This is a genomic window from Streptomyces sp. NPDC056883, assembly GCF_042788835.1.
In the GTDB taxonomy this organism is placed as follows: Bacteria; Actinomycetota; Actinomycetes; order Streptomycetales; family Streptomycetaceae; genus Streptomyces; species Streptomyces stoeckheimensis.
The window spans coordinates 301,455-325,562 of record NZ_JBHUBS010000001.1 but is presented as its reverse complement, the minus strand read 5'-3'; the positions used below and the strand labels follow the sequence as shown (position 1 = coordinate 325,562).

Genomic DNA, 24,108 nt, shown 5'->3' with positions numbered 1-24,108 from the left:
CAACCCGGGCGCGCGCATCGGCCGTTCGGCCAGGGCGGCGGTGCGGAGGCCGCCGCGCGGCCGCCCGTGCCGCCCGTGCCGCCCTGGCCGCCCTGGCCGCCCGTGCCATGACCGTCCCGTCAGGCGCCGCCGCCGAGCCGGTCGCGCTGGATCCGGTGGGCGAGGGTGCGGCGCACGGAGGCCGGGGTGTCCGCGGTGGCTCCCGAGGGGACGTCGAGGCCGCGGCTGATCGCGTCGTAGGCCTCCCGGTGGCTGCCGGGCAGGTCCTCCCGGTGCAGCCTCAGGTCCTCCTCGACGAGGCGTCGCAGCTCGTCCACGTCCCGGGGCGTGAAGCGCTTCTTCCCGCGGGCGATGGCATCGACGTGGCGGGCGCAGCGCGCGGTGTCCGGGTACGCCTCGGCGATCTCCTCGGCCAGGCCCCACAGGCGCCCTTCGAGCCACGGCGCGTCGCCCTGGTCGAGGGCGAGTCCCATCGGCGGGAGCGGGTCCTCCTCCTTGTACTTCGCCACCTGCTTCGACACGGCGGGCTGACTCATGGCGGTGAGCTGGGCGATCTTGTCCTGCGTCCAGCCGAGACCGGTGAACACCTTGATCATCTCGGTGCGCAGTTTGCGCATCTCCTCGCCCGCGCGGATGACCTCGTTCATCTCCGCCAGCATCCGCCCGGCCTGCTCCTCCGTCAGCGACTCGGGGATCCGGCGCGCACCTTCTTCACCTGTCATAGCTCGGTTATACACCGGAACCGCGCTCCGGAGGGATGCAGTCATAACCAGGTTGTACAACCTGGTTATGACTGGCAGGCTGTGCCCATGCCCACCTTCTGCGCACCCGATGGAACCCGGCTCGCCTACCGCACGATCGGCGACGGCGACCCGCTCCTCTGCATCCCCGGAGGCCCTACGGACTCCCGCTACCTCGGAGACCTCGGCGGCCTGTCCCGCCACCGCCGGCTGATCCTCCTCGACCCCCGCGGCACCGGCCGGTCGGCGGTGCCCGAGGACACCGCCTCCTACCGCTGCGACCGGCTCGTCGAGGACGTGGAGGCGCTGCGCGAACACCTCGGGCTCGCCCGGACCGACCTGCTCGGCCACTCCGCCGGGGCGAACGTCGCGATGGGGTACGCGGCCCGGTACCCCCGGAGCATCGGCAAGCTCGCCCTGATCGGCCCGAGCACCCGGGCCGTCGGGATCGAGATCACCGGCGCGACGCGGCTCGAACTGGCGCGGCTGCGCAAGGACGAGCCGTGGTTCCCGGCCGCGTTCGCCGCCCTGGAGGCCGTCTCCGCGGGCACGGGCAGCGACTGGGACGCCGTCACCCCCTTCTTCTGCGGCCGCTGGGACGACGCGGCACGGGAGCACCACGCCGCCGGCCTGCCGGTCAACCGGGAGGCCGTCGCCCACTTCGGCGCCGACGGCGCCTTCGCCCCGGAGGCCACCCGGGCGGCGCTCGCGTCCTTCGGGGCACCCGTCCTGCTGCTCACCGGGGAGTTCGACCTGAACAGTCCCCCGCGCTCGACGGCCGAGCTCGCGGCGCTGTTCCCCGACGCCACGCTCTCGGTGCAGGCCGGAGCGGGCCATTACCCCTGGGTCGACGATGCCGGACGGTTCGCGGCGGCCGTCGCGGCGTTCCTGGGGTAACGACCCGCTGGGTGGCGACCCGCCCGCCGCCTACGGGGCCGGAAGCTCCGCGAAGTCCGCGACCAGGCCGCGGTGGTGGCCGGCCGTGCCCAAGGCGAGGGAGTCGGCCTTGGCCCGCTTGAGGTACAGGTGCGCCGGGTGCTCCCAGGTCATGCCGATGCCCCCGTGGAGCTGCACGCACTCCTCGGCGGCCCGGACGGCCACGCCCGAGCAGTAGGCCTGGGCCACCGCCACCGTGAGCGGCGCATCGGCGGCACCGGTCGCGAGGGCGTCGGCCGCGGCCCGAGCCGCCGCGCGGGCGGAGGCCACGTCCAGCCACAGCCGGGCGAGACGGTGCTTGAGGGCCTGGAAGGAGCCGAGGGTGCGGTTGAACTGGTGGCGGGTGCGCAGGTACGCCACCGTCTCCGTCAGGCACCACTCGGCGATCCCGAGCTGTTCCGAAGCGAGCAGCCCGGCCCCCGAGAGCAGGGCCCCGGCGATGGCCGCGCGGGCGGTGGCCGGGTCGGCGAGCCGGGTTCCGGCGGCTCCGTCGAGGTGGACGGTGGCCAGGGGGCGGGTCAGGTCCAGCGCCACCAGCGGGATCCGCGAGACCCCCGCCGCGTCGGCCGGTACGGCGTACAGCCCGGTGTCGGCGAGGACCAGCAGCACGTCCGCGCAGACGGCGTCGGCGACGGAGCCGACGCTCCCGGCGAGCGAGCCCGCGCCGGAGTCCCGTACCGGCGCCGGAAGGGGCGCGCCCGGGGCCAGGGTCAGGGGCAGCGCGGGCACGCAGACGCGGCGGCCCGCCGCGAGCTCCCGCAGGAGGTCCGCGGACTCCGCGCTCTCGCAGCCGAGCAGGATCTCCGTCGCGAGGACCGAGCTCGTGAGGTACGGGACCGGCGCCGCGGCCCGGCCGAGCTCCTCCAGCACCACGGCCGCCTCGCGGTGGCCCGCCCCCTGCCCGCCCAGCTTCTCCGGTACGAGCAGTCCCGCCGCGCCGATCCCGGCGGCGAGCACCCGCCACAGTTCGGGGTCGTGGGGCTCGGCCCCCTCGATCCGGGCGAGGACGGCCGCGGAGTCGCAGCGGGCGGCGAGCAGGGACCGTACCGCCGTGCGGAGTTCCTCCTCGGTCTCGGAGTACAGCAGGTCCAGCGGAGCCGCGGCGGGAGAGCTCATCGGGCCAGGTCCTTCCAGGCGAGGTCCTTGTCGTCGCGCGGCTCGGGGGGCAGACCGAGGACGCGTTCGGCGACGATGTTGAGGAGGATTTCGCTGGTGCCGCCCTCGATGCTGTTGCCCTTGGCGCGCAGGTAGCGGTAGCCGGCGTCGCGGCCGGTGAAATCGACGATCTCGGGGCGGCGGAGGGTCCAGTCCTCGTACAGCAGGCCCTCTTCGCCGAGGAGTTCCACCTCCAGTCCGCTGATCTCCTGGTTGAGGCGGGCGAAGGTCAGCTTCATGCCCGAGCCCTCGGGCCCGGGCTGGCCCTGGGCGAGCTGCTGGCGCAGCCGCTCTCCGGTCAGCCGGGCTACCTCGGCTTCGACCCACAGCTCCAGCAGCCGCTGGTGCAGGGCGGGGGTCCGCAGTTCCGGCCGCTCGCGCCAGGCGGCGGCGACCGGGGCGATCATTCCGCCCTCGCGCGGGATCCGCATGCCGCCGATGGAGACGCGTTCGTTCATCAGGGTGGTGCGGGCCACCGCCCAGCCCTGGCCGACCTCGCCGAGGCGGTGGGCGTCGGGGATCCGGACGCCGGTCAGGAAGACCTCGTTGAACTCGGCCTCGCCGGTGATCTGGCGCAGCGGCCGCACCTCGACGCCGGGCGCGGTCATATCGCACAGGAAGTAGGTGATGCCCTGGTGCTTGGGCAGCGCCGGGTCGGTGCGGGCGATCAGGATGGCCCAGCGGGCGGTGTGGGCGCTGGAGGTCCACACCTTCTGACCGTCCACCACCCAGTCCCCGCCGTCCCCGACACCGTCTCCGCCCTCAGCGTCGGCCCCGCCCTCGCGGACCGCGCGGGTGCCGAGGGCGGCCAGGTCGGAGCCGGCGCCGGGCTCGCTGAAGAGCTGGCACCAGACTTCCTCGCCGAGCCACAGCGGGCGCAGGAAGCGCCGCTTCTGCTCCTCGGTGCCGTAGGCGAGGATCGTGGGCGCGGCCATGCCGAGGCCGATGCCGATCCGGCGCGGGTCGTTGTCGGGGGCTCCGGCCGCCTCCAGCTCGGCGTCCACGACGGCCTGCAGGGAGCGGGGCGCACCGAGGCCGCCGAGGCCTACGGGGTAGTGCACCCAGGCGAGTCCGGCGTCGAAGCGGGCGCTCAGGAACGCCGCGCGGTCGGTGGTGGCGGGCGGGTGCGCGGCGAGCAGTTCCCGTACGCGGGCGAGCAGCTGGTCGGCGGTGGGCGCGGCGGCGGTCATCGGGAGCCCCCTGCGGGGGTGGCGGGCAGCGTGGCGTCCAGGGCCGGTACGACGACCAGCCGGCCGGTGGTGGTCCCGTCGGCGAGGCGTTGCACGGCGTCCGCGGCTCCGGCGAGCGGCACCCGCTCGCTGACCAGCGGCTTGATGGAGCCGTCGGCGGCGAGCCGGGTGAGCTCGGCGTGGCAGGCGGCGATCGCGGCCGGGTCCTTGGCGGCGTACAGGCCCCAGTGGAGGCCGAGGATCGCGTAGTTCTTGACGAGGGCGTGGTTCAGCGCGGGCGCGGGGATGGTGCCGCTCGCGAAGCCGACCACGATGATCCGGCCCTCGAAGGCCACGCACTTGGCCGAGGCGGTGTAGGCCTCGCCGCCGACCGGGTCGTAGACCACGTCGGCGCCGCGGCCGCCGGTGAACTCCTTGACGCGGGCCACCAGTTCCTCGCTGGTGCGGTCGATGACGAGATCGCAGCCGAGCTCCTCGGCGGCGCGCACCTTGGCCTTGCCGCCGACGACGCCGATGACGGTGGCTCCGGCGGCCTTGCCGAGCTGGACGGCGGCGCTGCCGACCCCGCCGGCGGCGGCGTGCACGAGGAGGATCTCGCCGGGCTGGATCCGGGCCCGGCGGTGCAGGCCGAACCAGCCCGTCTGGTAGCCGATGTGCAGGGCGGCCGCCTCGGCGTCGTCGAGTGTGTCCGGGGCGGGGAGCAGGGCGCGCGCGGGGGCGGTGACGTACTCGGCGAAACCGCCGTGCGGCAGGCTCGGGTTGGCGATGACGCGGCGGCCGTCGTCGGTCTCGCCGCAGATCTCGACGCCGGGGGTGAAGGGGAGCGGCGGGCGGATCTGGTACTGGCCTCGCACGAGCAGCGCGTCGGGGAAGTTGACGTTGGCGGCGAGCACCTTGAGCCTCACCTCGCCCTCGCCGGGCACCGGTTCGGGAACCTCTTCGAGGCACATGGCCTCGCGGGGCTCGCCGGGTGTGTGTACTCGCCATGCCTGCATCCGGGGCCTCCAGCCGCCGACGGGAACCACGCCTCGCGGGCATACTAAGCGGTCGCTTGCACTCATGGGAACCAGTGGGAGTCGACGGGAACGAGGCCGTCCGCAACGACGTGCGCCGATCCGGTCCCATCCCGCCCGCTTTCGGGCAACATATGACACGGGCACGTCACGAACAGGCACGACTGACGGGCACGGGGACCCCGCCGTCGGGGCGGGGCGCTGCACACATCCTGGGGGAAGCACCACATGAGCAGAGGCATGTCCGCGGCCACAGCCGCCGTCATCCTGGCGGGCCTCGTCACGGCAACCGGTCCGGCCTCGGCCGCAACGGTCCCCGCCGCGCCCGCCGCGTGCGTGCCGGACGTGGTCAGACTGCCGGCCCTGCCCTCCGGCCCCTGGACCTCCGGGGCCGTGAACGGCTTCGGGGCGAACGGCCTCGCCGTCGGCGAGAGCCGCGGACTCCCGGCGTACTGGACCGCGGACCGCGCGGTCCACGCCGTCCCGCTGCCGGCCGGGTTCGAGAACGGCAGCGTCACGGCCGTCAACGCCAAGGGCCTGATGGTCGGCACGCTGAAGCGCTCCTCGGACTCCGCCGGAGCCGCCTTCACCTACCGTGCGGGGGACGCGGCGGTACGGCTGCTGACCGGGGCCGCCTCCGGCTCCGGCCTGTCGGACGTCAACGACGCGGGCCGGATCGTCGGCATGGAGGGCGGCGTCCCGAAGGAGTGGGCGAACGGCACCGTGGTCCGCGTACTGCCGGTGCCCGAGGACGCGCACCCCAGCACCCGGATCGTGGCGGTGGACGGCATCAACAAGCGCGGGGACGTACTCGGAACCGCCCACACGGAGTACCTGGACGTGGAGAACGACCAGGTCGTCAGCAAGACCTTCCCGGTGGTCTGGCCGGCCGGCGGCGGATACCCGCCCTACAGCCTGCCCGTCTGGAACGAGACGGACTGGACGACGGGCACCCGGGCGAGCGGCATCGACGACAAGGGCCGCGTCGTCGGCTACGAAGCGGAGAACTACCACGGGCTGCGGCGCCGGACCCCGGCCGTCTGGAAGAAGCCCTACGACGCGCCGCCCGCCAACCCCGGACTGGTCACCGGCTACGAGAACCTGACCCTCGAGGGCATCAGCCCGACCACGAACGTGACGGTCGGCACCGCCGTCACCTTCGTCGAGGGCTACGCCCGGTACGTGCAGGCGGCCTACTGGCCGGGCACGGGCGCCCCGCTCGTGCTGCCGAACCCGGCCGGCGTGGGAGCCGACGTGAACACCGAGGCCCGCACCGTCTCGGACGACGACCGGGTGGGCGGCTCCTTCCGCGATCTGCTCACCTTGACGGACAGCGCGACGATCTGGACCTGCGCGAGCAAGCAGGCGTACCTGCCGCAGGGGTAGAGGGTTGCGCGGCCGGTGTTACGGCCATGGCGCTCTGAGCGTGCGCACGCTATCGATGGCCGCATGAAAAACATCGATGGCCGACCGGAAGACCCGCTGCGCGGCCTGCCCGCGCCCCCGCCGCTCGGTGCGGCCGCCCTGCCGCCCGGTACGTTCACCGGCCGGGCGGTGCTCGTGACCGGCGGCGGGACCGGGCTGGGCAAGGCCATCGCCACCGAGTTCGCGCGGCTCGGCGCGGATCTGGTCATCGCCGGCCGCCGGATCGAGCAGCTGAAGTCCGCCCAGGAAGAGCTGGCGGCCGTCCCCGGGGCGGGCCGGGTGACGGCCGCCGTCTGCGACATCCGCGACCCCGAGCGGGTCGCCGAGGTCTTCGACGCGGCCGCGGCGGCCTTCGGCGGGGTACCGGACGTGCTCGTCAACAACGCAGCCGCCAACTTCCCCTGCCCGGCCGAGGACTTGTCCCCCAACGCCTGGCGGGCGGTGGTCGACATCACCCTGACCGGCACCTGGTTCGTGACCCGGGAGTTCGGCCGCCGCCACCTCGCCGCGGGCAGCGCCGGTTCCATCGTGAACATCGGCGCCTCGTACGCCTGGACCGGCGGGCCCGGCTATGCGCACAGTGCCGCCGCCAAGGCGGGGGTGAAGAACCTCGTCGAGACCCTCGCCGTCGAGTGGGGACCGTACGGCATCCAGATCAACGGCCTGGTCCCGGGGTTGTTCCCGCACGCGGACATGACGGAGGACATCCGGGGCGGTCTGGAGCGGGCCGCCCCGGACGACAAGGACACCAGACAGCCCGCCCTGCGGGTCGGCGCACCGCGCGAACTGGGCTGGGCCGCCACCTTCCTGGCCTCGCCCTACGCCCGCTTCATCACCGGCCACACCCTCGTGGTGGACGGCGCGAACTGGCAGCGCCGCTCGCTCGTGAACCCCGAGGTCATACCAGTCCGCGACCAGTTGGGGCGGGGGCCGTTCACCCCGTGACGTGCCGGGCGGCGTGGACGCACGCGCCCTCCGGCGCGCCTGACGGCCCCATACGTCATTTCGGCGCGACGCGCCATGGTGCGATCGTGTGACACATGGACCCCGTCTACAGCCCTCGTCCACCCCATGGAGGTGTCGCGGTGAGCACGGTGAGCACGGGCCGCCCGTCCTTGACTGCACGGCGCCGGGAGGCCACGTGGTACGAGATCGCGGAGGCGGCCGCCGACCTGTTCTCCGAGCGGGGGTTCGAGGCCACCACCGTCGACGACGTCGCGCGGGCGGCCGGCATCTCGCTGCGCACCTTCTACCGGTACTGCCCGACGAAGGAGGACGCGCTGACCCCGGTCCTGACCGCCGGCGTCTCCACCCTGGTCGAGGAACTCGCCCTGCGCCCCGCGTCGGAGCCCCTCACCGAAGCGGTCCAGGCGGCCTTCACCACGGCCACGGCGGGCACCCGCTACGAGGGGCCCGGCCAGACGGCCCGCCTGATCCAGGTGATGGGCGGCGTCCCGGAGATCCGCCTGCGCTGGCTCGCGGCCGCCCGTGCGATGCAGGACCGGCTGGTGCCGGTCCTCGCGGTGCGCACGGGACGCCCGGAATCCTCCCTGGAGACCCGCGTCCTGGCGGCCGTCCTCATCGACGCGGTCACCGTCGCCCTCGAGCACTGGGCCTCCGAAGGCGGCCGGGAACCCCTCCCGGCGGTCTCGGCGCGCGCTCTGGCCCTCCTGCGCCTGGAGGAGTAGCGCCGCGGCGGGGCCCCGGGGGCCAGCGGCGCACGGGCGGTGCCCCGGTTGTCAGTGGTCCGGTGCACCATGGACCGCATGTCCCACGCTGATCTGACCCTTGACCAGTGGCGCTCGTTCGCGCTGCCGGACGTCCACCGGTTCGCCCGGGAAGCCGCCGCCCTGGCGGGTGCCCGGGTGAGCCTGATCGATGCCGTCCCGCACCTCGGCGGCCCGCTCCACCGCGTGTTCGTCGAGCGGGAGGGGCGGGAGTTCGCCCTGATACCCGGGGGAAGCGTCCGGCTCGGGTTCGATCTGGACGCCTGGGAGCCGACGCCGGAGCAGACCGCCGACTTCGAGCAGAGCCTGGCCGAGGAGTACGGCTACGGCCCCGATCTCACGTCCCACCTGGCCGAGTTGCTGAGCCCTCCCCGGACCGTCAACCTCCCGACGGTGTTCATGGCCGTGGAGAACGAGCCGCTCGACGAACCCCCCGCCGGCATGCCCGCGGTCCTCGCGGGGCGCGGCCTGCGGATGCCCGGCGCCGACGAGTGGGAACACGCCTGCGGGGCCGGGGCGCGCACCCTCTTCCGGTGGGGCGACACCTGCCCGATCAGCGAACCCTCCTACGGCAGCGGCACGTTCGCTCCGCGGTGCGAGCCCAACGCCTTCGGCCTGCGCATCGCCTACGACTCCTACGCCGCCGAGCTGAGCGGCGACCGCGGCGCCGTCCACGGCGGAGACGGCGGCGAGTCCGTGTGCGGCGGGTACGGGGACCTGTGGGCCTGGCTGACGCTGGCCACGGCGAACCGCAACCCGGCGATGGCCGAGTTCGTGTACGGCCCGGAGGGCGAGTCCGCCTGGGAGGCCTTCTCCGTCCGGCCGGTGCTCACCCTCCCGTGAAGTGCGGGGGACGGCGCTGCGACTTGGCGGTGTAACCCTCGCGGGAGTCCTCCGAGGTGAGGGTGAGGGCCGCCGTCATCGCCACGCGGTCGAGGGCCGCGGGCAGGGCGGCGTCCGCGTACGAGTCGATCGCGCGCTTGATGCCCTGGACGGCGAGCGGGGCGTTGGCCGCGATCTCCGCCGCGAGCGAGCGGGCGACCGCCTCCAACTCCTCGGCGGGGACCACCTGCTGGACGAGGTTCAGGCGCTCCGCCGTCCGGGCGTCGATGCGGCGGCCGGTCAGGGCCAGGAACTTGGCCCAGCCGGCGCCCGCCTCGCGGGCGATCCGCAGGTCGCCGCCCGCGTCCACCGCCACCCCCAACTGGGCCTCGGGCAGGGCGAAGACGGCGTCCTGCGCGGCGATGCGGACGTCCGCCATCAGGGCCAGTTCGAAGCCGAAGCCCAGGCAGTACCCCTGCACGGCCGCCACCACCGGCTGCGGGAGCCGGGCCAGGACCGCGAAGCGTTCGTGGACCCAGCGGATGCCCTCGTAGTAGTTGCGGTTGCGCTCGGCCGCCGAGCCGCCGGTGATCGCTCCGCCCGGGGCCGTCACGTCGATGCCCGCGCAGAACGCCCGGCCCTCGGCCCGCAGCAGGACCACCCGTACGGCGGGATCGAATCGGATCCGGTCCGCGAGCAGGCCCAGTTGGCGCGTGGACTCCCAGCTCCAGCCGTTGAGCTTCTCCGGCCGGCAGAGGGTGAGCTCCGCGATCCCGTCCGCGACGTCCAGACGGATCCGTTCCTCACCCTCCGCGATCTCCGTGCTGATGGTGTCGATCACGCGGACACCATAGGGGCCTCGGCCTAACGCGGGAAGACCTCGAAGGCCACTGCCGGACGGCCGCCGAAACGGGCAGCCGCCTGCTGGGCGTTGCCCGTCAGGAAGGCGCGTACGTACGTCTCCGGGTCCTCGTCCGTCAGCGCGGCGATGTACGCCTTGTGCTCCATCAGGGACTGCACCGAACGCTCCAGGCCGGGGCCCGCATCGGCCGCGTGCGTGGGCGTCGTGGTGCCGGACACCGCCACCCAGCGCACCCCGTTCCACGGCTCCAGGCCCTGTTCCGTGAGGAGCTCGGGGAAGATCCAGCGGTTGCCCGCGTCGCCCGCCGCGTCCAGGGTGGCCCGGCCGACGGCCTTGTGGTCAGGGGTGTTCCAGTAGCCGCCGCCCTCGGCCCCGCCCCAGGTGTCGCGGTGGTTCATCGTGATCACCAGCTCGGGGCGGTGGCGCCGGATGGCCGCCGCGATGTCCCGGCGCAGGTCCAGGCCGTACTCGAGGACCCCGTCGCGGTGGTCGAGGAACTCCACCGTGGGCACGCCGACGACGGCCGCGCTCGCACGCTGCTCCGCCTCGCGCAGGGGGGCGCACGCGGCGGGGTCGATGGTGTCGATGCCGGCCTCGCCGCGCGTGGCGAGCAGGTAGACGACCTCGCGGCCGCCGTCCGTCCAGTCCGCGATGGCCGCCGCGCAGCCGTACTCCAAGTCATCCGGGTGCGCCACCACGGCCAGCGCACGCTGCCAGTCGGTGGGCATGGGCTCCAACGGGGCGGGCCCGTCCAGTCGTTCGTTCATACGTCGCACAATAGGCGAATGGAGACACAGGGGCAGGTGGTGGCCCTGCTCGACGCCACCGGGTCGTTCTTCGAGCCCGCGGTCACGGCGTTCCCGGGCGCGGACGCCGCCGCCTGGGAGCGGGCCGCGCTGCTGGATCCGGGCGCGGCCGGGCCGGACGGCTCCTGGCGGCTGGACTTCCGGTGCTTCGCCGTGTCCCGGCCGGGCGGCCGCTGGGTGCTGATCGACGCGGGGGTCGGCCCGGCACAGGGCCCGGCGGCCGGCTGGGCCCCGGTACCGGGCCGGCTGCCCGCCGCGCTCGGGGAGGCCGGGATCGCCCCGGCCGACGTGGAGGCGGTGGTCCTGACCCACCTGCACGAGGACCACACGGGCTGGACGCAGGACGCGGCCGGCCGGCCGTTCTTCCCCGACGCGCGGTACCTCGTACAGAGTGCGGAAGTGGCGGCCCTGGACCGGGCGGATCCCGTGTGGGACTGGACGGTGGCCCCGCTGCGGGCCACCGGACAGTTCCACGAGGTGGCCGGCGAGCACCGGCTCGCTCCCGGCATCACCCTGCTGCCGACGCCCGGGCACACGCCCGGCCACCAGTCGGTGCTGGTGGAAGGGGTGACCGGGCCGGGACGCGGCCGCGGGCGCCGGGGCCGGAACGTGCTGGTCACCGGCGACGTACTGGTCCACGCGGTGCAGCTGGCCGATCCGGCGGTCCCGTACTCCCACGAACGCGACCGCGCCGCCGCCCGCGCCTCGCGGGAGGAGCTGCTGGACCTGGCCGTACGCCGCCGGGCCCTGCTGGCCACCGCGCACCTGACCCGGGCCTTCGTGGAGCCGCCCCCACCGGACCCCGAGGCCCCCCGGCACGCCCGGCGCCCCCGCGCGCGCAGCCGACATGCGACCGCTGGGGAGGCGCCCTAGCATGAAGGATGGCGTTCATCCGGTTCGTGCGACTGGCGCCCGCGGCCGTACTGGCCTGCGGTGCCCTGCTCCTGACGAACGGCTCCCCTCCCGCCGCGGCCCAGGTCCGCGCCCCCGCGGAGGTCACGGCCCCGGCCGTCACGGCCCTTCCGGGGCGGGCCGATGACGAGCAGCTCGCCCTCGACACCCTCGACGAGGTCGTACGGGGCGACTTCGCCGCCGTCTCGGCCCGCTTCGACGCGACGCTCCGCCACCAGGCGTCTCCCGAGGCCCTCGCGCAGGCGTGGAAGGACTACCAGGAGCAGTACGGGCCCTACCGGTCGCACGGCGACCCCCGGCAGGTCACGTCCGTCCACGGATCCGTGGTGAACGTGCCCCTCCACATGGAGAAGGGGACCGGAGAGTTCCGCATCACCGTCAACGAAGGCGGACACCTCATCGGGCTGTACTTCCTCCGCACGGGCATCCCGGTCCCGTAACTCCCGCGGATTCAGGGCAGGGTCAGACCTCGTCGCGCACGAGAGCCAGCAGCCGGTCCAGGACGCGCGGGCCTCCGGCGCGGACCCCGTCGTGCTCGAACTCGTCCGTCACCCAGGTCTTCAGGCCGCGGATCGCCCGGGCGGTGGCCAGGGAGTGCGCGGTGTCCACGTACATGTCGTCGTGGTAGACGGCCGCGGCCACCGGCACCGCGTTGACGGCGAGCTGCGCCCGGTCGTACAGCGGGGTCCAGCCGGTGCGCGCCACCAGCAGCTCGGCGGTCTCGCGCAGCGGGGCGAGCGCCGGATCGCAGTCGAAGTGCCAGGGGTGGATGGTCTCACCGGTGAAGTACAGCGGCTGCGTGTCCGCGAGGGTCTTCGCGGCGTCGAAGCGCGGGTGCCCGGAGCGGACCTGCTCGGCGGCCCAGCCGATGGGCGCGCGCCTGTCCTGGGCGTAGATCGCCTCGTGGAGCAGGGCGTAGAGCGGGTGCCCGGCGAAGGAGAGCTGGGCGTGCACGGCCTCCAGGAAGGCGTCGGACAGGGCGGGTCCGTCCGGGGTGGGGACGAAGGCGTCCTCCAGCAGGTAGTGCAGCTGGTGGCTGCCGTCGGACACGCCGAGGAGCAGGCCGAGGGACTGGAAGGCCTCGGCCGTCAGCAGGTATCCGCCGGGGAGTTCGGCCGGGCGCTCGACGAGGTGGGCGGCGATGCGGCGGGCCCGCTCCACGTCCATGGGGTAGCGGGCGTAGTGCGCCCGGTTCTTGCGCTCGATGCGGGGGTAGGTCGCCCCGTTTGACAGAACGCAAAACCCAAGGTCAGGATAGGTGTATGGACTCGACCGACACTGTCGGAGTCCTGTTTCTGGAGCGCGTCAGCGCCTTCCAGGGGGCGGAGAAGACAGACTCCATCGAAGCCCAGGATCAGACTCTCTTCGCGCGCCTGCAACAGGAGCAGGCCAAGGGCCGCAAGGTCCGGCACGCTGGCACGGCGATCGACAAGGGTGTCTCGGGCGCGATCGACTTCGGGGACCGCGACGGCATGGGGCCGTGGACGGCCGACCTCTTTCACACGTGGGATGAAATCTGGGTCACCAAGCTCGACCGGTCGTCCCGTGACCAGGAAGACTTCTTGATCTTCAACTTCCGGCTGCGCAAGGCTGGCAAGAAGATGGTCATCCTGAACGACCCGTCCTTCGCGTTCAACACTCCGATGGACGTCGCCATGGCGGCCATGAAGTCGATGACCCCGGAGGAAGAGCGCCGGGCGATCATCGAGCGCCTACAGGACTCGCACGACCGAAGGAAGCAGACAGCAGCCTTCCAGGCGAACATCCCTCCTTACGGATACACCACCGAGTATCGAGTGATCGACACTCCGCAGGGGCCGAAGAAGCGCAAGGTCCTCGTGCCGTTCCCTCACATGGTGAAGATCGTCAAGCTCATGCGCGAGTGGTACATGACCGACGACGAGATGACCGAGTCTGAGGTAGTCAGACGCTTGAACGACATGGGTGAGCTGACGTCTGGGGACTGGGTCCGCGTTCATAACGGACGGAAGCCCGGCGAGAGGATCAACCCCAAAGAAGGCGTCGAATACCTTCCCGAGATGTGGCAGCGCCACTCGGTCGTTCGCATCCTCACCAGCCTTCACCTACTCGGCGTGAAGATGACAGGAAGCGGGACGAAGGCAGATCCACGACGCCCCCTCTACAACCCGGATGGCACATACTTCCGCCCCTACGAGGCGATCCTCACCGACGAGGAATTCGAGTCGCTTCAAGCAGTTCTCGGAGCGCGCAGCAGCCGAACGACGGGGAACGCATCACGCGGCCATCCGTCACGGCTCAAGGGCGTGAACTGGTGCATCATCTGTCACCGGCAGGCTCGCATTCAGCGGAACCGGAAGCGGGGCAAGGTGTACGAGTACTACCGCTGCACGGGAAACTCAGCCAGGCAGATTCCTCCGTGCTCCAAAGTCGCCATGCCGGCCGATCGTGTGGAGACCTACCTCTCCGCGACCTTCCTGGAAGAAGAAGGCGAGAGCAGGGACCGCAAGCGGCACTGGGACCCCGGCGAGGATCACACCGCACGCATCAAGGAACTCAACGTCGCTGTCGCGAACCTCGGTGAAACCGTCGCCAAGGTTCCGGCCGGTCCGGCGCAGGACATTCTGATCCGGCAGCTCACTGAGCACAACGATGAACTCGTGGCCCTGTCCAAGCTGCCTCAGCGTGCTCCGGGATGGGTCTACGAGGAGGACGGTAAGACTTTCGGAGAGCTGTGGCCCTCGATGGACTGGGAGGCTCGCCGGAAGCTGCTCATCAAGCGCGGCGTGAAGTTCTACATCGGTGCGGGTGGCGAGTGGGGTATCGAGGTTCCCCCGTACTGGCCGGGTGAGGAGCCCGTGATCCAGGGAGAGGTTCTCTCGTCTGCCAACCAGCTCACCTAAGCGGAAGAACCCCCGGCTCCGGCCGGGGGTTCTCCGTGTCTCTGGCTTCGGATCAGCCGTTATCCCTCTCCCCCGGGGCGTAGATGTCCGGGAAGATCGGAGGCTGGGAACGGCTCGCCACCCAGGCCCGTGCAGCGTTGAGCATCTCCTTCGTCCACGGCGCCGAGTCGTTGGCGGTGATCTCTTCCCACACACTGACCGTGGCCTCTGCGAAGGCGTCCACGGCCACGCCGTCCGCTTCGTTGAACGCGGGCACCTGACGGGCCCACTCTTCAGCTTCTTCCGGGCTGTGCCCGGCCTTGATCAGCCAGACCACCCAGAGAGCGGGGTCAATCCACGGGGCCCCGGTCGATGCCCACGCCCAATCGACAAGGCGGGCGGTTCCATCCGACTTCACGAGCACGTTCGCGGGGAACCAGTCCGTGTGCAGAAGAGCGTCCCCGGCGAACCAGTCCGAGGTGGTGGTGTGGTGCTGCATGCGATCAGCCATGCTGCGCAGCTCAACGTCAGGTGCCTCCACCTGCGAGAGGTTCACGAGCAGCTCAACCACGAGGGGGAGATCGGCGGAGCCGGGTGCGTAGTCAGCGTGCCGGCCTTCTACGTTCTCGAAGGCGTTCAGGTCCCAGCCAGCGCCCTTGAGCCTCCACAGCAGCGCGGGCGCGATGCCTTCAACGTACGGAGCGATGTCGGCTTCTCGGCGCTGCGTCCAGATCCGGCGGTGATCACGCCGTAAGCCCTTCACGAAGATGCTGCCGTGGCGGGTGTGGACGTGAGCGGCGATCTCGCTGTTCAGCCCGCCCTCGGCGTTCTCGTACTCGGTGATCTTTCCGATACGGGCTTCGATCAGCGCTCGGGCATCAGCGGGGATCACCTTGTGGCGGTGAGTGGTCATGCGGGGAAGGCTCCTAGAAGGGCGGGGCCCAGGCCCAGGGTTCATGAGAAGAACCCCCGGCCTGAGCCGGGGGTTCTCTCTGTTCCCGACCGTGCTACGCGCGGCCTGCCAGCATGAGCGCCAGGGGGCCGGCGGGGAGAAGGAACTGTCCCTCCGCAGCGGCCTGGATGGCGTCCTGCATCGGCCACCAGGACAGCTTGAAGTCCGCCTCAGACGGTTCGAGCTGCTGGGCACCCAGGGTGAGGTCATGCGCCTCGAAGAGGTGAACGCGCGCCGTGCTCCCGAGGGTGATGGCGTACGAACCGAGGCTCCTCCAGGAATCCGCGGTGACTCCCGCTTCCTCCTGGAGTTCCCGACGAGCGCACTCCTCAGGGGTCTCGTCCCCTTCGACCCGTCCCCCTGGGAGGAACAAGTACTCGCCGCCGTGGCGGGGGAACTCCGCGTTCAGAATCGCAACAAGGCCGTCCTGGTCCACGGCCACGATGACGGCCGCGTCCGGGGTGTTGTCCGTGTGGTCCATATCGATTGAGAGTAGACCCGATTCACCGAGTGAATGCCGCGAACGGAACATTCATAACCTCAGGGCGGGCAGTCCCCCTCCCCCAGAATCCGTCCTCCCCGAACGAGTCGCCGTGGTCGGCGCAGAGGATGATCAGCCACCGCTGGTTCTGGGTGAGCGTGGTGATCAGCCGTCCCAGGTGCTCGTCCGCGTAGGCGAGTGCTGCGGCCTGTGAGAGGACGCTGTCCGTGCTCTCACCGAGGTAATGCCCATGGGGTACGTGCGTGGCCGACACGTTGACGAAGAGGAAGAGCGGGCGGCCTGCATGCCCTTCCGCGACGCTCAGCGCCTGGTCGACTTGATGCCGGGTGGAGTCCGGTTCCGGCGAGCAGAACTCCGGGCGCCAGTGGTCCTCGTCGAACATCGCGGGGAGCACCCCGCCGAGCGGCGTCTCCCGGGAGAAGTAGGTGACGCCTCCGATGCACACGGTGCGGTACCCGTGCTGTCCGAGGCCGACCAACAGGTTCGGCGCGTCGAAGACGAAGGTCTCGGGGGGCACCTTCTTGAAGGCCGGCGGGCGGCACTCCCACAGGCGTGTGGGCTGCTCCGGCTGTGGCAGCTTGGGCAGGAACCCGGAGAAGTACGCCGTGTGAGCCGGGAGGGTGAACGATCCCGGGGTCTGGCGCAGCTCCCACCCGCCTGCGGGGAGGAGGCCGGCCAGCACCGGGGTCAGCCCTTCGTCCAGAGCCTGGCGGGCCACGTCGTACCGGAGGGAGTCCAAGGTGACGAAGAGGATGTTCGTCTCGGTCTCGATGATCTCCGCCGCGTTGATCACTTCTACCTCCACATCACACCCGGGTAGGGCTCGATGGTTCCTCGGGCGTGCTCGTTGACCGGGATGGGTACCTGGTCCTCGCTGATCATCTGGCGGATCAGGATGAGGCCGGACTCGTCGGTCAGCGGCTTCCCTTCCTTCCCGTACAGCGTGATCGTGACGACCTGGGCCCCGTCGTCCCCGGAGTCCGTCTTCACGCGCATCCCCGGAACACCGCCCAGGGCGGTCATGGCGGTCAGCAGCTCGTCTTCCTTGGCGATGCCGTGGTCGTAGACCTTGCAGGCGTAGTGCCTGGCGTTGATGGCTCCCCTGCACATGCGGTCGAAGAACTCGCTGCTGGCCTCGTGCCCGTCGTGGGCGACGACGAGCTGATTCGCCCGGGTCACCACGACGAAGCAGGAGGCCAGCCACCAGGCGACCCCGGAGTGGATCTGCTCAGGGACGCGGCCGGATGCCCCTCCGTCGCGGACGACCGCATCGACGTCGATGGGGTTAAGCACGGATGGTCTCCATGTGGGCTGTGATGGCGTGCACGAGGTCGTTCGGGGTGAGCCCGTCCGTTTCGAGCATGACCGCGGTGGGGTCCTGGGCGGCGACCGCGTCGAAGCTCTCCACGAGGCTCTTGAAGCGCCCGGGGATGCCGAAGAGGTCAGCGTCGTCCTGCTTGTAGTCCGGCTTCTGTTCCAGGCGGTTCCGGAGGGTCTCCTCCGTGCACCGCAGGTAGAACGTCACGTCCGGCACCACCAGGTAGGGCCTGAACGGGAAGAGCAGCCGATCCACCTCGGAGGTCCCCGCACCCTGGATGGCGGCCTGGCAGGCGACGACGGAGGACGTGTACCGGTCCGCGATCACGGGGCCGTTGGTTAGGGCCTCGCGGGCACGGTCGGAGACGTGCAGCAGTCCCGACAGGTAGAACGCGAACTGGGGCAGCGGCTTCAGGGCGCCGGCTTCCCGCGACCACTCGTCGTGCGGCGCGTCCAGGGTGTGTATGACGGTCCCGTTCCACCGCCGGGCCAGCAGCTTGGCCAGGGTGGACTTGCCGAAGCCCGAGGGCGATTCGAGGGCGATGAAGACCTCGGCGCGGTCCTCGTCGTAGGTCAGGGGCTCGAAGGCGCTGGGGAGCTGGATGGCGTCGATCACAGGGTTCCCTCCGTGAAGGCGGTGACGTGCTTGGCCACGACTTCGGCCAGGTACTCCGGGTCATTCAGGTGGTCCTTGAGGTCCAGCCGGAGGTCGTCTCGCAGCAGGCAGGGCTGGAGGCCGCCGCCGTGGTCGACTCGCAGAGACCAGAAGCCCTCCACGCACTTCGACCGCAGGGGGCAGGTTCCGCACTGGCCGACGTGGTGGCGGCCCAGGTCCCGGTGGATGACGTCGATCTTGACGCCGTCCACGTTGAACACGCGTCGCCCCTGGCCGACGCCGGCCACCTCGATCCGCTCGTCCGTCGTCAGGGTCCGCAGGTGGCGGATCACGTCGTCTGCGGAGACAGCGTTGCCCACGATTCCGGCGTTGAAGTCGGTGTTCACGAGTTCGATGAACTGGACCGGCATCCGGCGGTTGAGGGCGAAGTCGAGGATGCCCCGGATTTCAGGGGCGTTCGTCGTGAGGAGGAGACAGTTCAGTCCGACCTCCTTGAAGACCTCGCGGGCGGCCTCGATGCCGTCGAGGACGAGGGCGATCTCGAAGCGGGTCTGCGCGATGGTCCGGAAGGTCTCGTCGGAGAAGTAGTGGAGGGAGACCTTGACCTTGTCCAGCCGGGTCTTGGCGAGCCACGACTGATGCCGTCGAACGTGGGTGCCGTTCGTGATCAGGGTGTACGAGCCGTCCGGGCCGAGCGGCGGGAGTCCGGACAGAACCGGGCGGGCCATCGGAGACGTGAGCGGCTCGCCTCCGGTGAAGTAGAACCGATCCATGCCCCTGTCGGCCAACGCCCCGATGATCGTGATGTAGTCCGTGGCCGCGAGTTCGCGGGGGCGCGGCTGCTGGGTGCGGTCCTTCTTCGTGAGCGGGGGCGGCGTGTCCCCCTCGTTGTGGCAGAAGAAGCAGGCCAGGTCACACCTGGGCGTGAGCGAGATTCGAGCCTGCCCTCGGAGGGCGTTGAAGTTCCGCAGGGCAGTCCAGTCGACTACCGGTGGGTCGTAAGGGGAGAGCGTGATCGTCACAGCAACCTCCGCACTTGTGGCTTGCCCGCCCGTTTGGGGCGGGAGTAGGTGGGGGCCCGGCTACTCGGGAGCGACCACACATGCAGCCGGGCCCAGCTCCCTTCCTGGCTCGGGGGGAAGGCCAGAAGCTCTCGGGAGCGCGTCCCGCGCGGGTAACGGCTGATCGCCGCGCGGGAGATCTAGAGATTCTTGATCCAGGAGGCACACAGGAGGACACCGAGGATGAAGCTGGTGAGAAAGATGATCAGTCGGTACACCACATCTCCGGGGTCTCCGATAGGTCCGCCTGCTGTCGGGGAGCGATGGTGCGGAAAGGCCGGCGGCGGGCGGCACGGTCGTCTACGGGGACCCCGGAGAGGGAGCACCGGTCGATGAGCGTGTAGCCCGTGTGGTCAGCTATGCGACCTCTGGTCACCACGGCGAGCCGACCACAGCCAGTCCCGGGGCATCTCAACGCGTAGAGCCGTTGAGTATCCGGGTCACGGAATACCTGGTGTGGGTATCCGAGATCAGCTACCGAGGGTGTGATGAGGACGATCAGAACCATGGCTTCCGTCTGAGATTGAAGCCTCGCCCCGGCCGGGGAGATGGATGGAGTGATCACGGCCGGGGCGAGGTGCTTTCGGTACTGACCGATTCGGTCGCCGACAACCGGACCGGTCAGGTCTGCCCCCATCCCGGACCCGTTCCTGACGTCCGGGACAGGGAATCTATGCGGCGACGCGCGCCAGGGGGCGGTAAACCTTGCCGTGCATGGCCATTACCCAGGGGGCATGGGTTCGGAAGATCAGCACCCGCTCGGATCGTCCGCTCGGGGCCCTCATGTCGTGCACCCGGTGGTACCCGCCGTCCAGTGGGATCAGGTCTCCGACACGAACATCGGTGGGCGGGCACTCGATCGCCTCGAAGCCGATCGGGACTTTCGGCCTCGCCGGCCCCGGGCCTTTGGCCCCACCGCGGCCCCGATTCCGGGCCTCGCCGGAGGAGGTGTCCTTCACACAGACCGTCTCCATGGCGGGCCACACGAAGCCGTTGCTGTTCTCCAGCTCCAGAACTCCTCGGTGGACCACCTTCACGACGCCCCGCTCGCCGCGCTCGGTGTCCGTGACCCGGTCCCCCTTGCGGAAGCGGGGCTCCCTCTCGCGCTGACTCAACCCTCTCACCTCTTTCTCACCGGAGGCTCGTGGTTCCCGATGACGCGGACCGGGCGGTCACCGACGATGACCTTCTCCTCGTCCTCGCTGGCGTAGTGGCAGAGGCGGGCTTCGGTGGTCCAGCTCGTGTCCCCCGGCGGGCGTACCAGGGTCAGAACCTCACCGTTCACCGCGTCCACACGACCGACTCGACTCAGAGCGTCCACAACCACGTCCCCTTCCACGAAGGTCACCTCGTGCTCCAGTTGGTGAGAATGTGGGTCAGGCGCTCCATGTCACGAGTGGTCATGCTGGTGAAGCGCCAACATCCGGGAATCCTGGGGTCCTCGAACAGGGCGACGCTCGGCAGGTCGTTGGTCACGAACGCGGCCTTCAGGTCGGCCGCAGCTCGCTCACCCTTCCTCAGCTCCTCGTCCATCGCCATGGTTCTCACTTCTCACCTCCGTTGATCACCTCTGGCCTTGTGTGCAACAGATTGGACCGCCGACTGCCTTAGCGACAGGAAGAGTTGAGGGCGAGGCCGTTGAGGTCGACCGGAAAACTTTGCGCCGCGATTACTCGCCCCCTGGCCTGCTCCGTGGTGTCCCGACTACTTTGTGCAACATGGGAGAGAACGCCGAACTGAAGGCGGCACTGGCCAAACTCGGTTTCAAGCAGGAGGAGTTAGCAGGTCAGATGAACACTGCGCTCCAGCAGCTGACCGGCAGGACCGGCAACTTCTCGGACCGCACGGTGAGGAACCTGCTGAACGGCTCGACCAGCCGCCCTGTCGGCAAGACACGGATTGCTTTGGAGTCCGTTTTCGGACGCCCGATCGCGGAACTAGGGTTTAGACCACCTAGCTCCGAAGCACTTCGGGAGGACTCCGTGCTCCGTCGCCGCTTTGTCACCGCAACCACCAGCATCGTCGCCGCCAGCGCAATTCCGGCCACTTCCTCCGCGTCGCCCAAGCGGATCGGGACGCAAGATGTCGAGCGGCTCCAGGAGCGGTTCGCAGAGATCATTGCTAGTGATCACCGGCATGGTGGTCAGCGAGACATCGAGGTCAAGGCCGCTGCCATGTCCGGCGAGGCTCTAGACCTCCAGGAGTCGGGGAGCGCCAGTCAGCGAGTCCGTAGTCACCTGTACGGGACTGCTGCTGCCTTCCGAAGCTCCGCTATGTGGGCCGCGATCGACGGCCGCAGGTACGACGCCGCTATCGCGCACATGCAAGCAGCTCAACACCTGGCCGAGATGTCCGGGGACTCCGCCATCAAGTTCCGGATCTGGTCACACGCCGGCACCATGTACCGACACATGGGGCGCCATGTCGACGCGGCCGCCGCGAACCAGGTCGCCAGGAACCTGGACCTCACCCGACGCGACCCCATGTTTGCCTCGCTCGGGCTCGCTCGCCAAGGTGCAATCCACGGCGCCGCTGGCGACAAGAACGCGACCCGCAGAGCCTTCCACGACGCCCAGGTCGCCATGGACCGAGCCGACCCGTTGGCTTACCGGCCGGTCTGGATGAACGCCTTCTTCGACCAGGCCGAGCTTCACTCCCTCGCCCTCTCCGCATACCTGGCCCTGGGCGACCACGCCCGAGCCGAGTACCACGCCCATCAGTGCCTGGCGAGCCTGCGCCCCCACATGGCCCGCTCGAAGGCCATCTCCACGACTCGACTCGCGCGAGCGCAGTTGGAGCAGGGCGACCTGGAGCCTGCGGTCGTGACCGCAATGTCGGTGTCCCGCGACGCAGCGATGCAGCACCCTCGGGTAGCGGGGATGCTCCACGTCTTCGGGAAGCGGCTCCAAACCCTGGCACCGGCAAGCACCGAAGCCACCACCTGGACTCAGTACGCACTCGACACCCGGAAGGCCGGCCTATGACGAGCACGCTCACCCTCCAGCGGTACACCGAGCTGGGGGCCGTGAAGAAGACGTTCCTGGACCTGTGGGCGGAGGTCCGAGCACCGCTGCTGCACCTGCCGAACTATGCCGTGAGTACCGTCTCTGAGCGTCTCGATCGGCACGCTACGGACGAAGGCTTCGAGGTCGTGATCGGCTACGACGGAGACGAGCCGGTGGGATACGCCTACGGCAACCACGCTGGGCCAGACGACAGGTACTGGGCTCGGATCACTCCCTTCCCTGATGACCTGTCACTCCGCGGCAGCGGCTTCGCCCTCAAGGAGCTGGGCGTTCGACCTGCATGGCGAGGAACCGGCGCCGCCAAGCGCATCCACGATCACCTCCTCGCGGGCCGCGAGGAGAAGTACGTGAGCCTGATGGTGAACCCGGAGGCTGGCGATGGAAAGGTTCAGCGCATCTACGAGTCGTGGAACTACACCCCGATCGGCACGAGCCAGCCATCCCCGGATTCCCCCGTCCTCCTGGCCATGGTCCGGAACACGAGCTGACCTGGTAGTTTCACCGGGTCCGACACGGCCCGCAGTACACGGGTTGGACACCACGAAGAGCCCCCTCCGGCAGCTGTCGGCGGGGGCTCTTCACGTTTCCGGGCAGGACCAAAGCCCTACGGCCGGCGAGGCCGAAAGGCCTACCGCGGTGCGCCTATCGCAGGCTTGAGACGCCGTCTCCGAGGGAGTAGAAGAAGTCGCGCTCGTCACCCACACCGTCATGCGACGGGGTGAGGTAGCTGGAGAGTTCCTCACGAGGTTCGGCGGCCTGGGCCGTGCCGGTCATGGTCAGCGCGGCGCCTACGAGGGCTACCGCTGCGAGGACACGCTTCATGGTGGTCATGAGCTGCCAACGATCTTTCCCTCAGCCGGTCACGGAGGTGCGTCCGCCCAGGTCTCAGGGCCTCCCCCGCGCCATTCGAAGAGGGAGGCGTCAGTGAGGTCTACGGCCTCCGGGTCCGGGTGGCCGGCTTCCCGCAAGAACTCGACCACGTCACTCGCCTGGTAGGCCGTGCCGAGGATCTGACCGTCGTACCGGACCTTGCGCCACCCTCGCTCGTCGGGAGGGTAGACGACCACTCGTCGCTCCATGCCCTCAGCCTCTGCGACAGCTGTCGGGGCCGCACCTCGGCACCCTTGCTCGCGATCCAGATTTGGCACGCGTGTTCGATTCTCAGGTATCTCGCCCGAGCTTCTCCCGCGTCTGCTTGGCGAGGTCGACAAACCCGTCCAGCCACTCCTGAGTCACGTGGTCTTCCCAGATCGGCAAGTGCAGCGCCGATACCCAGGGGCCGAAGACGCGGCCCCCCGAGCCAAGGTTCCCGAACGCTCTGAACCTGACGGGCGCGTACACCTTCACCCGCTGCATCACGAGCCGGATGCCGTTGCAAACCGTGTCGGGGTCGGCCAGCCAGACACCGTTTGCCTGCGGCTCCAGACGGCGCGGCGGCCGGTGCAAGCGATGCATTGCAGGGAAGCCGTAGACGAACGGGGCCGGACCGTCGACATCGATCTCGACACCCACGCTGTCGACGTCAAAGCCGATGGCTCCCACGTTGGAGATCCGCACGCCCATGAAGCGCTGCTCGGAGTCGGCATTGAGAAGCTTGAACGACGGGACGTTTTCGATCTTGGAGACGATGTTCTCGCCCCCAGCAGAGATGACGCCGACCGCCTCGGCCTCCGCCCTCGGCGTGGTGAGCAGCAAGAAGATCTGCTCGGCCTGGTTCTCGGTGAGGCCGGCGCTCCGGCCCTGGGCGGCCTGTCGCCGCTTCCAATCGAGCAACTCGTCGACGGGGTAGTCATCCTCGAAGTCATCGATCCAACCGTGATGCTTCGGGCACAGCAGAAGGAGGTTCTCCTCCGAGTTCACGCCCTCGAAGTCCGCGTCGTACCGAGGGCCGCCGATGCTCTCCGCTCGGATGTGTGCGATCTGCGCGGTGACGCTGAGCTTCCCACGATGCTCCTGAATCAGCAGCTCCTCGCACTCTGGGTAGGCGCAGTGCGACGCACGCCCGAACAGCAGCTTGCAGAGCTTCGGCGAAGGCTTGAAATGGCTCACGGAGCCGACGATAGGGGCTGCCGCCGACATCGACCGCAGATTCCCGAATCGGGCTACACTCAAGATTAACTGACGGATCGTCAGATTCATTCGAACGACAACCAACCACCCGAGGTGCGCCGAAGGGCCGCCCCGG

General features: G+C 70.2%; 28 protein-coding genes and 1 pseudogene. 10 read left to right on the top strand and 19 right to left on the bottom strand.

The features are described 5' to 3' along the window. Positions 1–119 precede the first annotated feature (119 nt). Entirely contained in the window at positions 120–722 is a 603-nt protein-coding gene (locus ACFRU2_RS01630) for a sigma-70 family RNA polymerase sigma factor (protein WP_382966572.1), read from the bottom strand. An 87-nt stretch (positions 723–809) separates the two neighbouring features. Here ACFRU2_RS01630 and ACFRU2_RS01625 point away from each other — a divergent pair, with 87 nt between their 5' ends. Further along, the gene (locus tag ACFRU2_RS01625) at positions 810–1,637 is read left to right on the top strand and encodes an alpha/beta fold hydrolase (RefSeq protein WP_382966571.1); all 828 of its coding nucleotides are present in this window, start codon (positions 810–812) and stop codon (positions 1,635–1,637) included. A gap of 30 nt (positions 1,638–1,667) precedes the next feature. Here the strand turns inward: ACFRU2_RS01625 and ACFRU2_RS01620 are convergent, their stop codons facing one another. The 3 genes from ACFRU2_RS01620 to ACFRU2_RS01610 are packed head-to-tail and all read right to left on the bottom strand — an operon-like array spanning position 1,668 to position 5,016. Further along, positions 1,668–2,792, bottom strand: coding sequence for an acyl-CoA dehydrogenase family protein (locus ACFRU2_RS01620; protein ID WP_382966570.1), 1,125 nt, complete (start codon positions 2,790–2,792; stop codon positions 1,668–1,670). Beyond that, a complete protein-coding gene (locus ACFRU2_RS01615; RefSeq protein WP_382966569.1) occupies positions 2,789–4,021 on the bottom strand; it encodes an acyl-CoA dehydrogenase family protein in 1,233 nt (410 codons plus the stop codon). Before ACFRU2_RS01615 ends, ACFRU2_RS01620 begins: the two co-directional genes overlap by 4 nt. Further along, on the bottom strand, positions 4,018–5,016 hold the full coding sequence (locus ACFRU2_RS01610; protein ID WP_382966568.1) for an NADPH:quinone oxidoreductase family protein: 999 nt from the start codon (positions 5,014–5,016) through the stop codon (positions 4,018–4,020). The genes ACFRU2_RS01615 and ACFRU2_RS01610 overlap by 4 nt, the downstream gene beginning before the upstream one ends. 246 nt (positions 5,017–5,262) lie before the next feature. On the opposite strand from ACFRU2_RS01610, the gene ACFRU2_RS01605 reads away from it, so the two are divergent. The 4 genes from ACFRU2_RS01605 to ACFRU2_RS01590 all read left to right on the top strand — a co-directional run bounded on the left by ACFRU2_RS01605 (position 5,263) and on the right by ACFRU2_RS01590 (position 9,029). Beyond that, a complete protein-coding gene (locus ACFRU2_RS01605; protein ID WP_382966567.1) occupies positions 5,263–6,420 on the top strand; it encodes a hypothetical protein in 1,158 nt (385 codons plus the stop codon). A gap of 63 nt (positions 6,421–6,483) precedes the next feature. Then, positions 6,484–7,404: an SDR family oxidoreductase gene (locus ACFRU2_RS01600; RefSeq protein WP_382966566.1), complete on the top strand. Its 921-nt coding sequence runs from the start codon at positions 6,484–6,486 to the stop codon at positions 7,402–7,404. 140 nt (positions 7,405–7,544) lie between these two features. Next, positions 7,545–8,147: a TetR family transcriptional regulator gene (locus ACFRU2_RS01595; protein WP_382966565.1), complete on the top strand. Its 603-nt coding sequence runs from the start codon at positions 7,545–7,547 to the stop codon at positions 8,145–8,147. Between the two features lie 78 nt (positions 8,148–8,225). After that, on the top strand, positions 8,226–9,029 hold the full coding sequence (locus ACFRU2_RS01590) for a hypothetical protein (RefSeq protein ID WP_382966564.1): 804 nt from the start codon (positions 8,226–8,228) through the stop codon (positions 9,027–9,029). On the opposite strand, the gene ACFRU2_RS01585 is transcribed toward ACFRU2_RS01590, so the two are convergent. Both ACFRU2_RS01585 and ACFRU2_RS01580 read right to left on the bottom strand, forming a co-directional pair. Beyond that, positions 9,016–9,849 carry an enoyl-CoA hydratase/isomerase family protein gene (locus ACFRU2_RS01585; protein ID WP_382966563.1) on the bottom strand — a complete coding sequence of 278 codons (834 nt, stop codon included), beginning with the start codon at positions 9,847–9,849 and terminating at the stop codon, positions 9,016–9,018. The two genes, ACFRU2_RS01590 and ACFRU2_RS01585, sit on opposite strands and share 14 nt — an antisense overlap. A 23-nt stretch (positions 9,850–9,872) precedes the next feature. Then, the gene (locus ACFRU2_RS01580) at positions 9,873–10,637 is read right to left on the bottom strand and encodes a PIG-L deacetylase family protein (RefSeq protein ID WP_382966562.1); all 765 of its coding nucleotides are present in this window, start codon (positions 10,635–10,637) and stop codon (positions 9,873–9,875) included. Positions 10,638–10,655: 18 nt separating this feature from the next. Between ACFRU2_RS01580 and ACFRU2_RS01575 the strand changes: the two genes are divergently transcribed. Both ACFRU2_RS01575 and ACFRU2_RS01570 read left to right on the top strand, forming a co-directional pair. Continuing rightward, positions 10,656–11,549: an MBL fold metallo-hydrolase gene (locus ACFRU2_RS01575; protein ID WP_382966561.1), complete on the top strand. Its 894-nt coding sequence runs from the start codon at positions 10,656–10,658 to the stop codon at positions 11,547–11,549. A gap of 8 nt (positions 11,550–11,557) precedes the next feature. Continuing rightward, positions 11,558–12,028: a DUF3887 domain-containing protein gene (locus tag ACFRU2_RS01570; RefSeq protein ID WP_382966560.1), complete on the top strand. Its 471-nt coding sequence runs from the start codon at positions 11,558–11,560 to the stop codon at positions 12,026–12,028. A gap of 22 nt (positions 12,029–12,050) precedes the next feature. Here ACFRU2_RS01570 and ACFRU2_RS01565 read toward each other — a convergent pair. Continuing rightward, positions 12,051–12,809: pseudogene (locus ACFRU2_RS01565) on the bottom strand (alpha/beta hydrolase); the annotation flags it as partial. Between the two features lie 41 nt (positions 12,810–12,850). Between ACFRU2_RS01565 and ACFRU2_RS01560 the strand changes: the two are divergent. Continuing rightward, entirely contained in the window at positions 12,851–14,470 is a 1,620-nt protein-coding gene (locus ACFRU2_RS01560; RefSeq protein ID WP_382966559.1) for a recombinase family protein, read from the top strand. A 52-nt stretch (positions 14,471–14,522) separates the two neighbouring features. Here the strand turns inward: ACFRU2_RS01560 and ACFRU2_RS01555 are convergent, their stop codons facing one another. From ACFRU2_RS01555 to ACFRU2_RS01515, 9 genes are all read right to left on the bottom strand, one after another. Continuing rightward, positions 14,523–15,362, bottom strand: a complete 840-nt coding sequence (locus tag ACFRU2_RS01555) for an aminoglycoside phosphotransferase (RefSeq protein WP_382966558.1) — start codon at positions 15,360–15,362, stop codon at positions 14,523–14,525. Between the two features lie 94 nt (positions 15,363–15,456). Further along, positions 15,457–15,882, bottom strand: a complete 426-nt coding sequence (locus ACFRU2_RS01550) for an NUDIX hydrolase (protein WP_382966557.1) — start codon at positions 15,880–15,882, stop codon at positions 15,457–15,459. Positions 15,883–15,904: 22 nt separating this feature from the next. Next, a complete protein-coding gene (locus tag ACFRU2_RS01545; protein WP_382966556.1) occupies positions 15,905–16,696 on the bottom strand; it encodes an STM4013/SEN3800 family hydrolase in 792 nt (263 codons plus the stop codon). A gap of 2 nt (positions 16,697–16,698) precedes the next feature. Beyond that, positions 16,699–17,196, bottom strand: coding sequence for a hypothetical protein (locus ACFRU2_RS01540; protein WP_382966555.1), 498 nt, complete (start codon positions 17,194–17,196; stop codon positions 16,699–16,701). Further along, a complete protein-coding gene (locus ACFRU2_RS01535) occupies positions 17,189–17,836 on the bottom strand; it encodes a dTMP kinase (protein ID WP_382966554.1) in 648 nt (215 codons plus the stop codon). The genes ACFRU2_RS01540 and ACFRU2_RS01535 overlap by 8 nt, the downstream gene beginning before the upstream one ends. Then, positions 17,833–18,858: a radical SAM protein gene (locus ACFRU2_RS01530; protein WP_382966553.1), complete on the bottom strand. Its 1,026-nt coding sequence runs from the start codon at positions 18,856–18,858 to the stop codon at positions 17,833–17,835. The genes ACFRU2_RS01535 and ACFRU2_RS01530 overlap by 4 nt, the downstream gene beginning before the upstream one ends. A 710-nt stretch (positions 18,859–19,568) precedes the next feature. After that, positions 19,569–20,012: a hypothetical protein gene (locus ACFRU2_RS01525; protein WP_382966552.1), complete on the bottom strand. Its 444-nt coding sequence runs from the start codon at positions 20,010–20,012 to the stop codon at positions 19,569–19,571. Between the two features lie 5 nt (positions 20,013–20,017). Continuing rightward, positions 20,018–20,245 (bottom strand): hypothetical protein, encoded by a 228-nt coding sequence (locus ACFRU2_RS01520; protein WP_382966551.1) that lies wholly within the window; start codon positions 20,243–20,245, stop codon positions 20,018–20,020. Continuing rightward, positions 20,242–20,445: a hypothetical protein gene (locus ACFRU2_RS01515; RefSeq protein ID WP_382966550.1), complete on the bottom strand. Its 204-nt coding sequence runs from the start codon at positions 20,443–20,445 to the stop codon at positions 20,242–20,244. Before ACFRU2_RS01515 ends, ACFRU2_RS01520 begins: the two co-directional genes overlap by 4 nt. 170 nt (positions 20,446–20,615) lie before the next feature. Between ACFRU2_RS01515 and ACFRU2_RS01510 the strand changes: the two genes are divergently transcribed. Together ACFRU2_RS01510 and ACFRU2_RS01505 are read left to right on the top strand one after the other, a co-directional pair. Then, complete coding sequence (locus ACFRU2_RS01510) at positions 20,616–21,881, top strand: XRE family transcriptional regulator (protein WP_382966549.1); 1,266 nt, start codon at positions 20,616–20,618, stop codon at positions 21,879–21,881. Next, positions 21,878–22,411: a GNAT family N-acetyltransferase gene (locus ACFRU2_RS01505; RefSeq protein WP_382966548.1), complete on the top strand. Its 534-nt coding sequence runs from the start codon at positions 21,878–21,880 to the stop codon at positions 22,409–22,411. Before ACFRU2_RS01510 ends, ACFRU2_RS01505 begins: the two co-directional genes overlap by 4 nt. Positions 22,412–22,565: 154 nt before the next feature. On the opposite strand, the gene ACFRU2_RS01500 is transcribed toward ACFRU2_RS01505, so the two are convergent. From ACFRU2_RS01500 to ACFRU2_RS01490, 3 genes are all read right to left on the bottom strand, one after another. Beyond that, a complete protein-coding gene (locus ACFRU2_RS01500) occupies positions 22,566–22,754 on the bottom strand; it encodes a hypothetical protein (protein WP_382966547.1) in 189 nt (62 codons plus the stop codon). 29 nt (positions 22,755–22,783) lie between these two features. After that, positions 22,784–23,002: a hypothetical protein gene (locus tag ACFRU2_RS01495; protein WP_382966546.1), complete on the bottom strand. Its 219-nt coding sequence runs from the start codon at positions 23,000–23,002 to the stop codon at positions 22,784–22,786. A gap of 82 nt (positions 23,003–23,084) precedes the next feature. Then, a complete protein-coding gene (locus ACFRU2_RS01490) occupies positions 23,085–23,972 on the bottom strand; it encodes an HNH endonuclease signature motif containing protein (protein WP_382966545.1) in 888 nt (295 codons plus the stop codon). Positions 23,973–24,108 lie beyond the last annotated feature (136 nt).

What these genes read in the sequence shown, in the direction of transcription:
- ACFRU2_RS01630 (WP_382966572.1), bottom strand. Translation starts at nt 722, where the DNA reads ATGACAGGTGAAGAAGGTGCGCGCCGGATCCCCGAGTCGCTGACGGAG.
- ACFRU2_RS01625 (WP_382966571.1), top strand. Translation starts at nt 810, where the DNA reads ATGCCCACCTTCTGCGCACCCGATGGAACCCGGCTCGCCTACCGCACG.
- ACFRU2_RS01620 (WP_382966570.1), bottom strand. Translation starts at nt 2,792, where the DNA reads ATGAGCTCTCCCGCCGCGGCTCCGCTGGACCTGCTGTACTCCGAGACC.
- ACFRU2_RS01615 (WP_382966569.1), bottom strand. Translation starts at nt 4,021, where the DNA reads ATGACCGCCGCCGCGCCCACCGCCGACCAGCTGCTCGCCCGCGTACGG.
- ACFRU2_RS01610 (WP_382966568.1), bottom strand. Translation starts at nt 5,016, where the DNA reads ATGCAGGCATGGCGAGTACACACACCCGGCGAGCCCCGCGAGGCCATG.
- ACFRU2_RS01605 (WP_382966567.1), top strand. Translation starts at nt 5,263, where the DNA reads ATGAGCAGAGGCATGTCCGCGGCCACAGCCGCCGTCATCCTGGCGGGC.
- ACFRU2_RS01600 (WP_382966566.1), top strand. Translation starts at nt 6,484, where the DNA reads ATGAAAAACATCGATGGCCGACCGGAAGACCCGCTGCGCGGCCTGCCC.
- ACFRU2_RS01590 (WP_382966564.1), top strand. Translation starts at nt 8,226, where the DNA reads ATGTCCCACGCTGATCTGACCCTTGACCAGTGGCGCTCGTTCGCGCTG.
- ACFRU2_RS01580 (WP_382966562.1), bottom strand. Translation starts at nt 10,637, where the DNA reads ATGAACGAACGACTGGACGGGCCCGCCCCGTTGGAGCCCATGCCCACC.
- ACFRU2_RS01575 (WP_382966561.1), top strand. Translation starts at nt 10,656, where the DNA reads ATGGAGACACAGGGGCAGGTGGTGGCCCTGCTCGACGCCACCGGGTCG.
- ACFRU2_RS01570 (WP_382966560.1), top strand. Translation starts at nt 11,558, where the DNA reads ATGGCGTTCATCCGGTTCGTGCGACTGGCGCCCGCGGCCGTACTGGCC.
- ACFRU2_RS01560 (WP_382966559.1), top strand. Translation starts at nt 12,851, where the DNA reads ATGGACTCGACCGACACTGTCGGAGTCCTGTTTCTGGAGCGCGTCAGC.
- ACFRU2_RS01555 (WP_382966558.1), bottom strand. Translation starts at nt 15,362, where the DNA reads ATGACCACTCACCGCCACAAGGTGATCCCCGCTGATGCCCGAGCGCTG.
- ACFRU2_RS01550 (WP_382966557.1), bottom strand. Translation starts at nt 15,882, where the DNA reads ATGGACCACACGGACAACACCCCGGACGCGGCCGTCATCGTGGCCGTG.
- ACFRU2_RS01510 (WP_382966549.1), top strand. Translation starts at nt 20,616, where the DNA reads ATGGGAGAGAACGCCGAACTGAAGGCGGCACTGGCCAAACTCGGTTTC.
- ACFRU2_RS01505 (WP_382966548.1), top strand. Translation starts at nt 21,878, where the DNA reads ATGACGAGCACGCTCACCCTCCAGCGGTACACCGAGCTGGGGGCCGTG.
- ACFRU2_RS01500 (WP_382966547.1), bottom strand. Translation starts at nt 22,754, where the DNA reads ATGACCACCATGAAGCGTGTCCTCGCAGCGGTAGCCCTCGTAGGCGCC.
- ACFRU2_RS01495 (WP_382966546.1), bottom strand. Translation starts at nt 23,002, where the DNA reads ATGGAGCGACGAGTGGTCGTCTACCCTCCCGACGAGCGAGGGTGGCGC.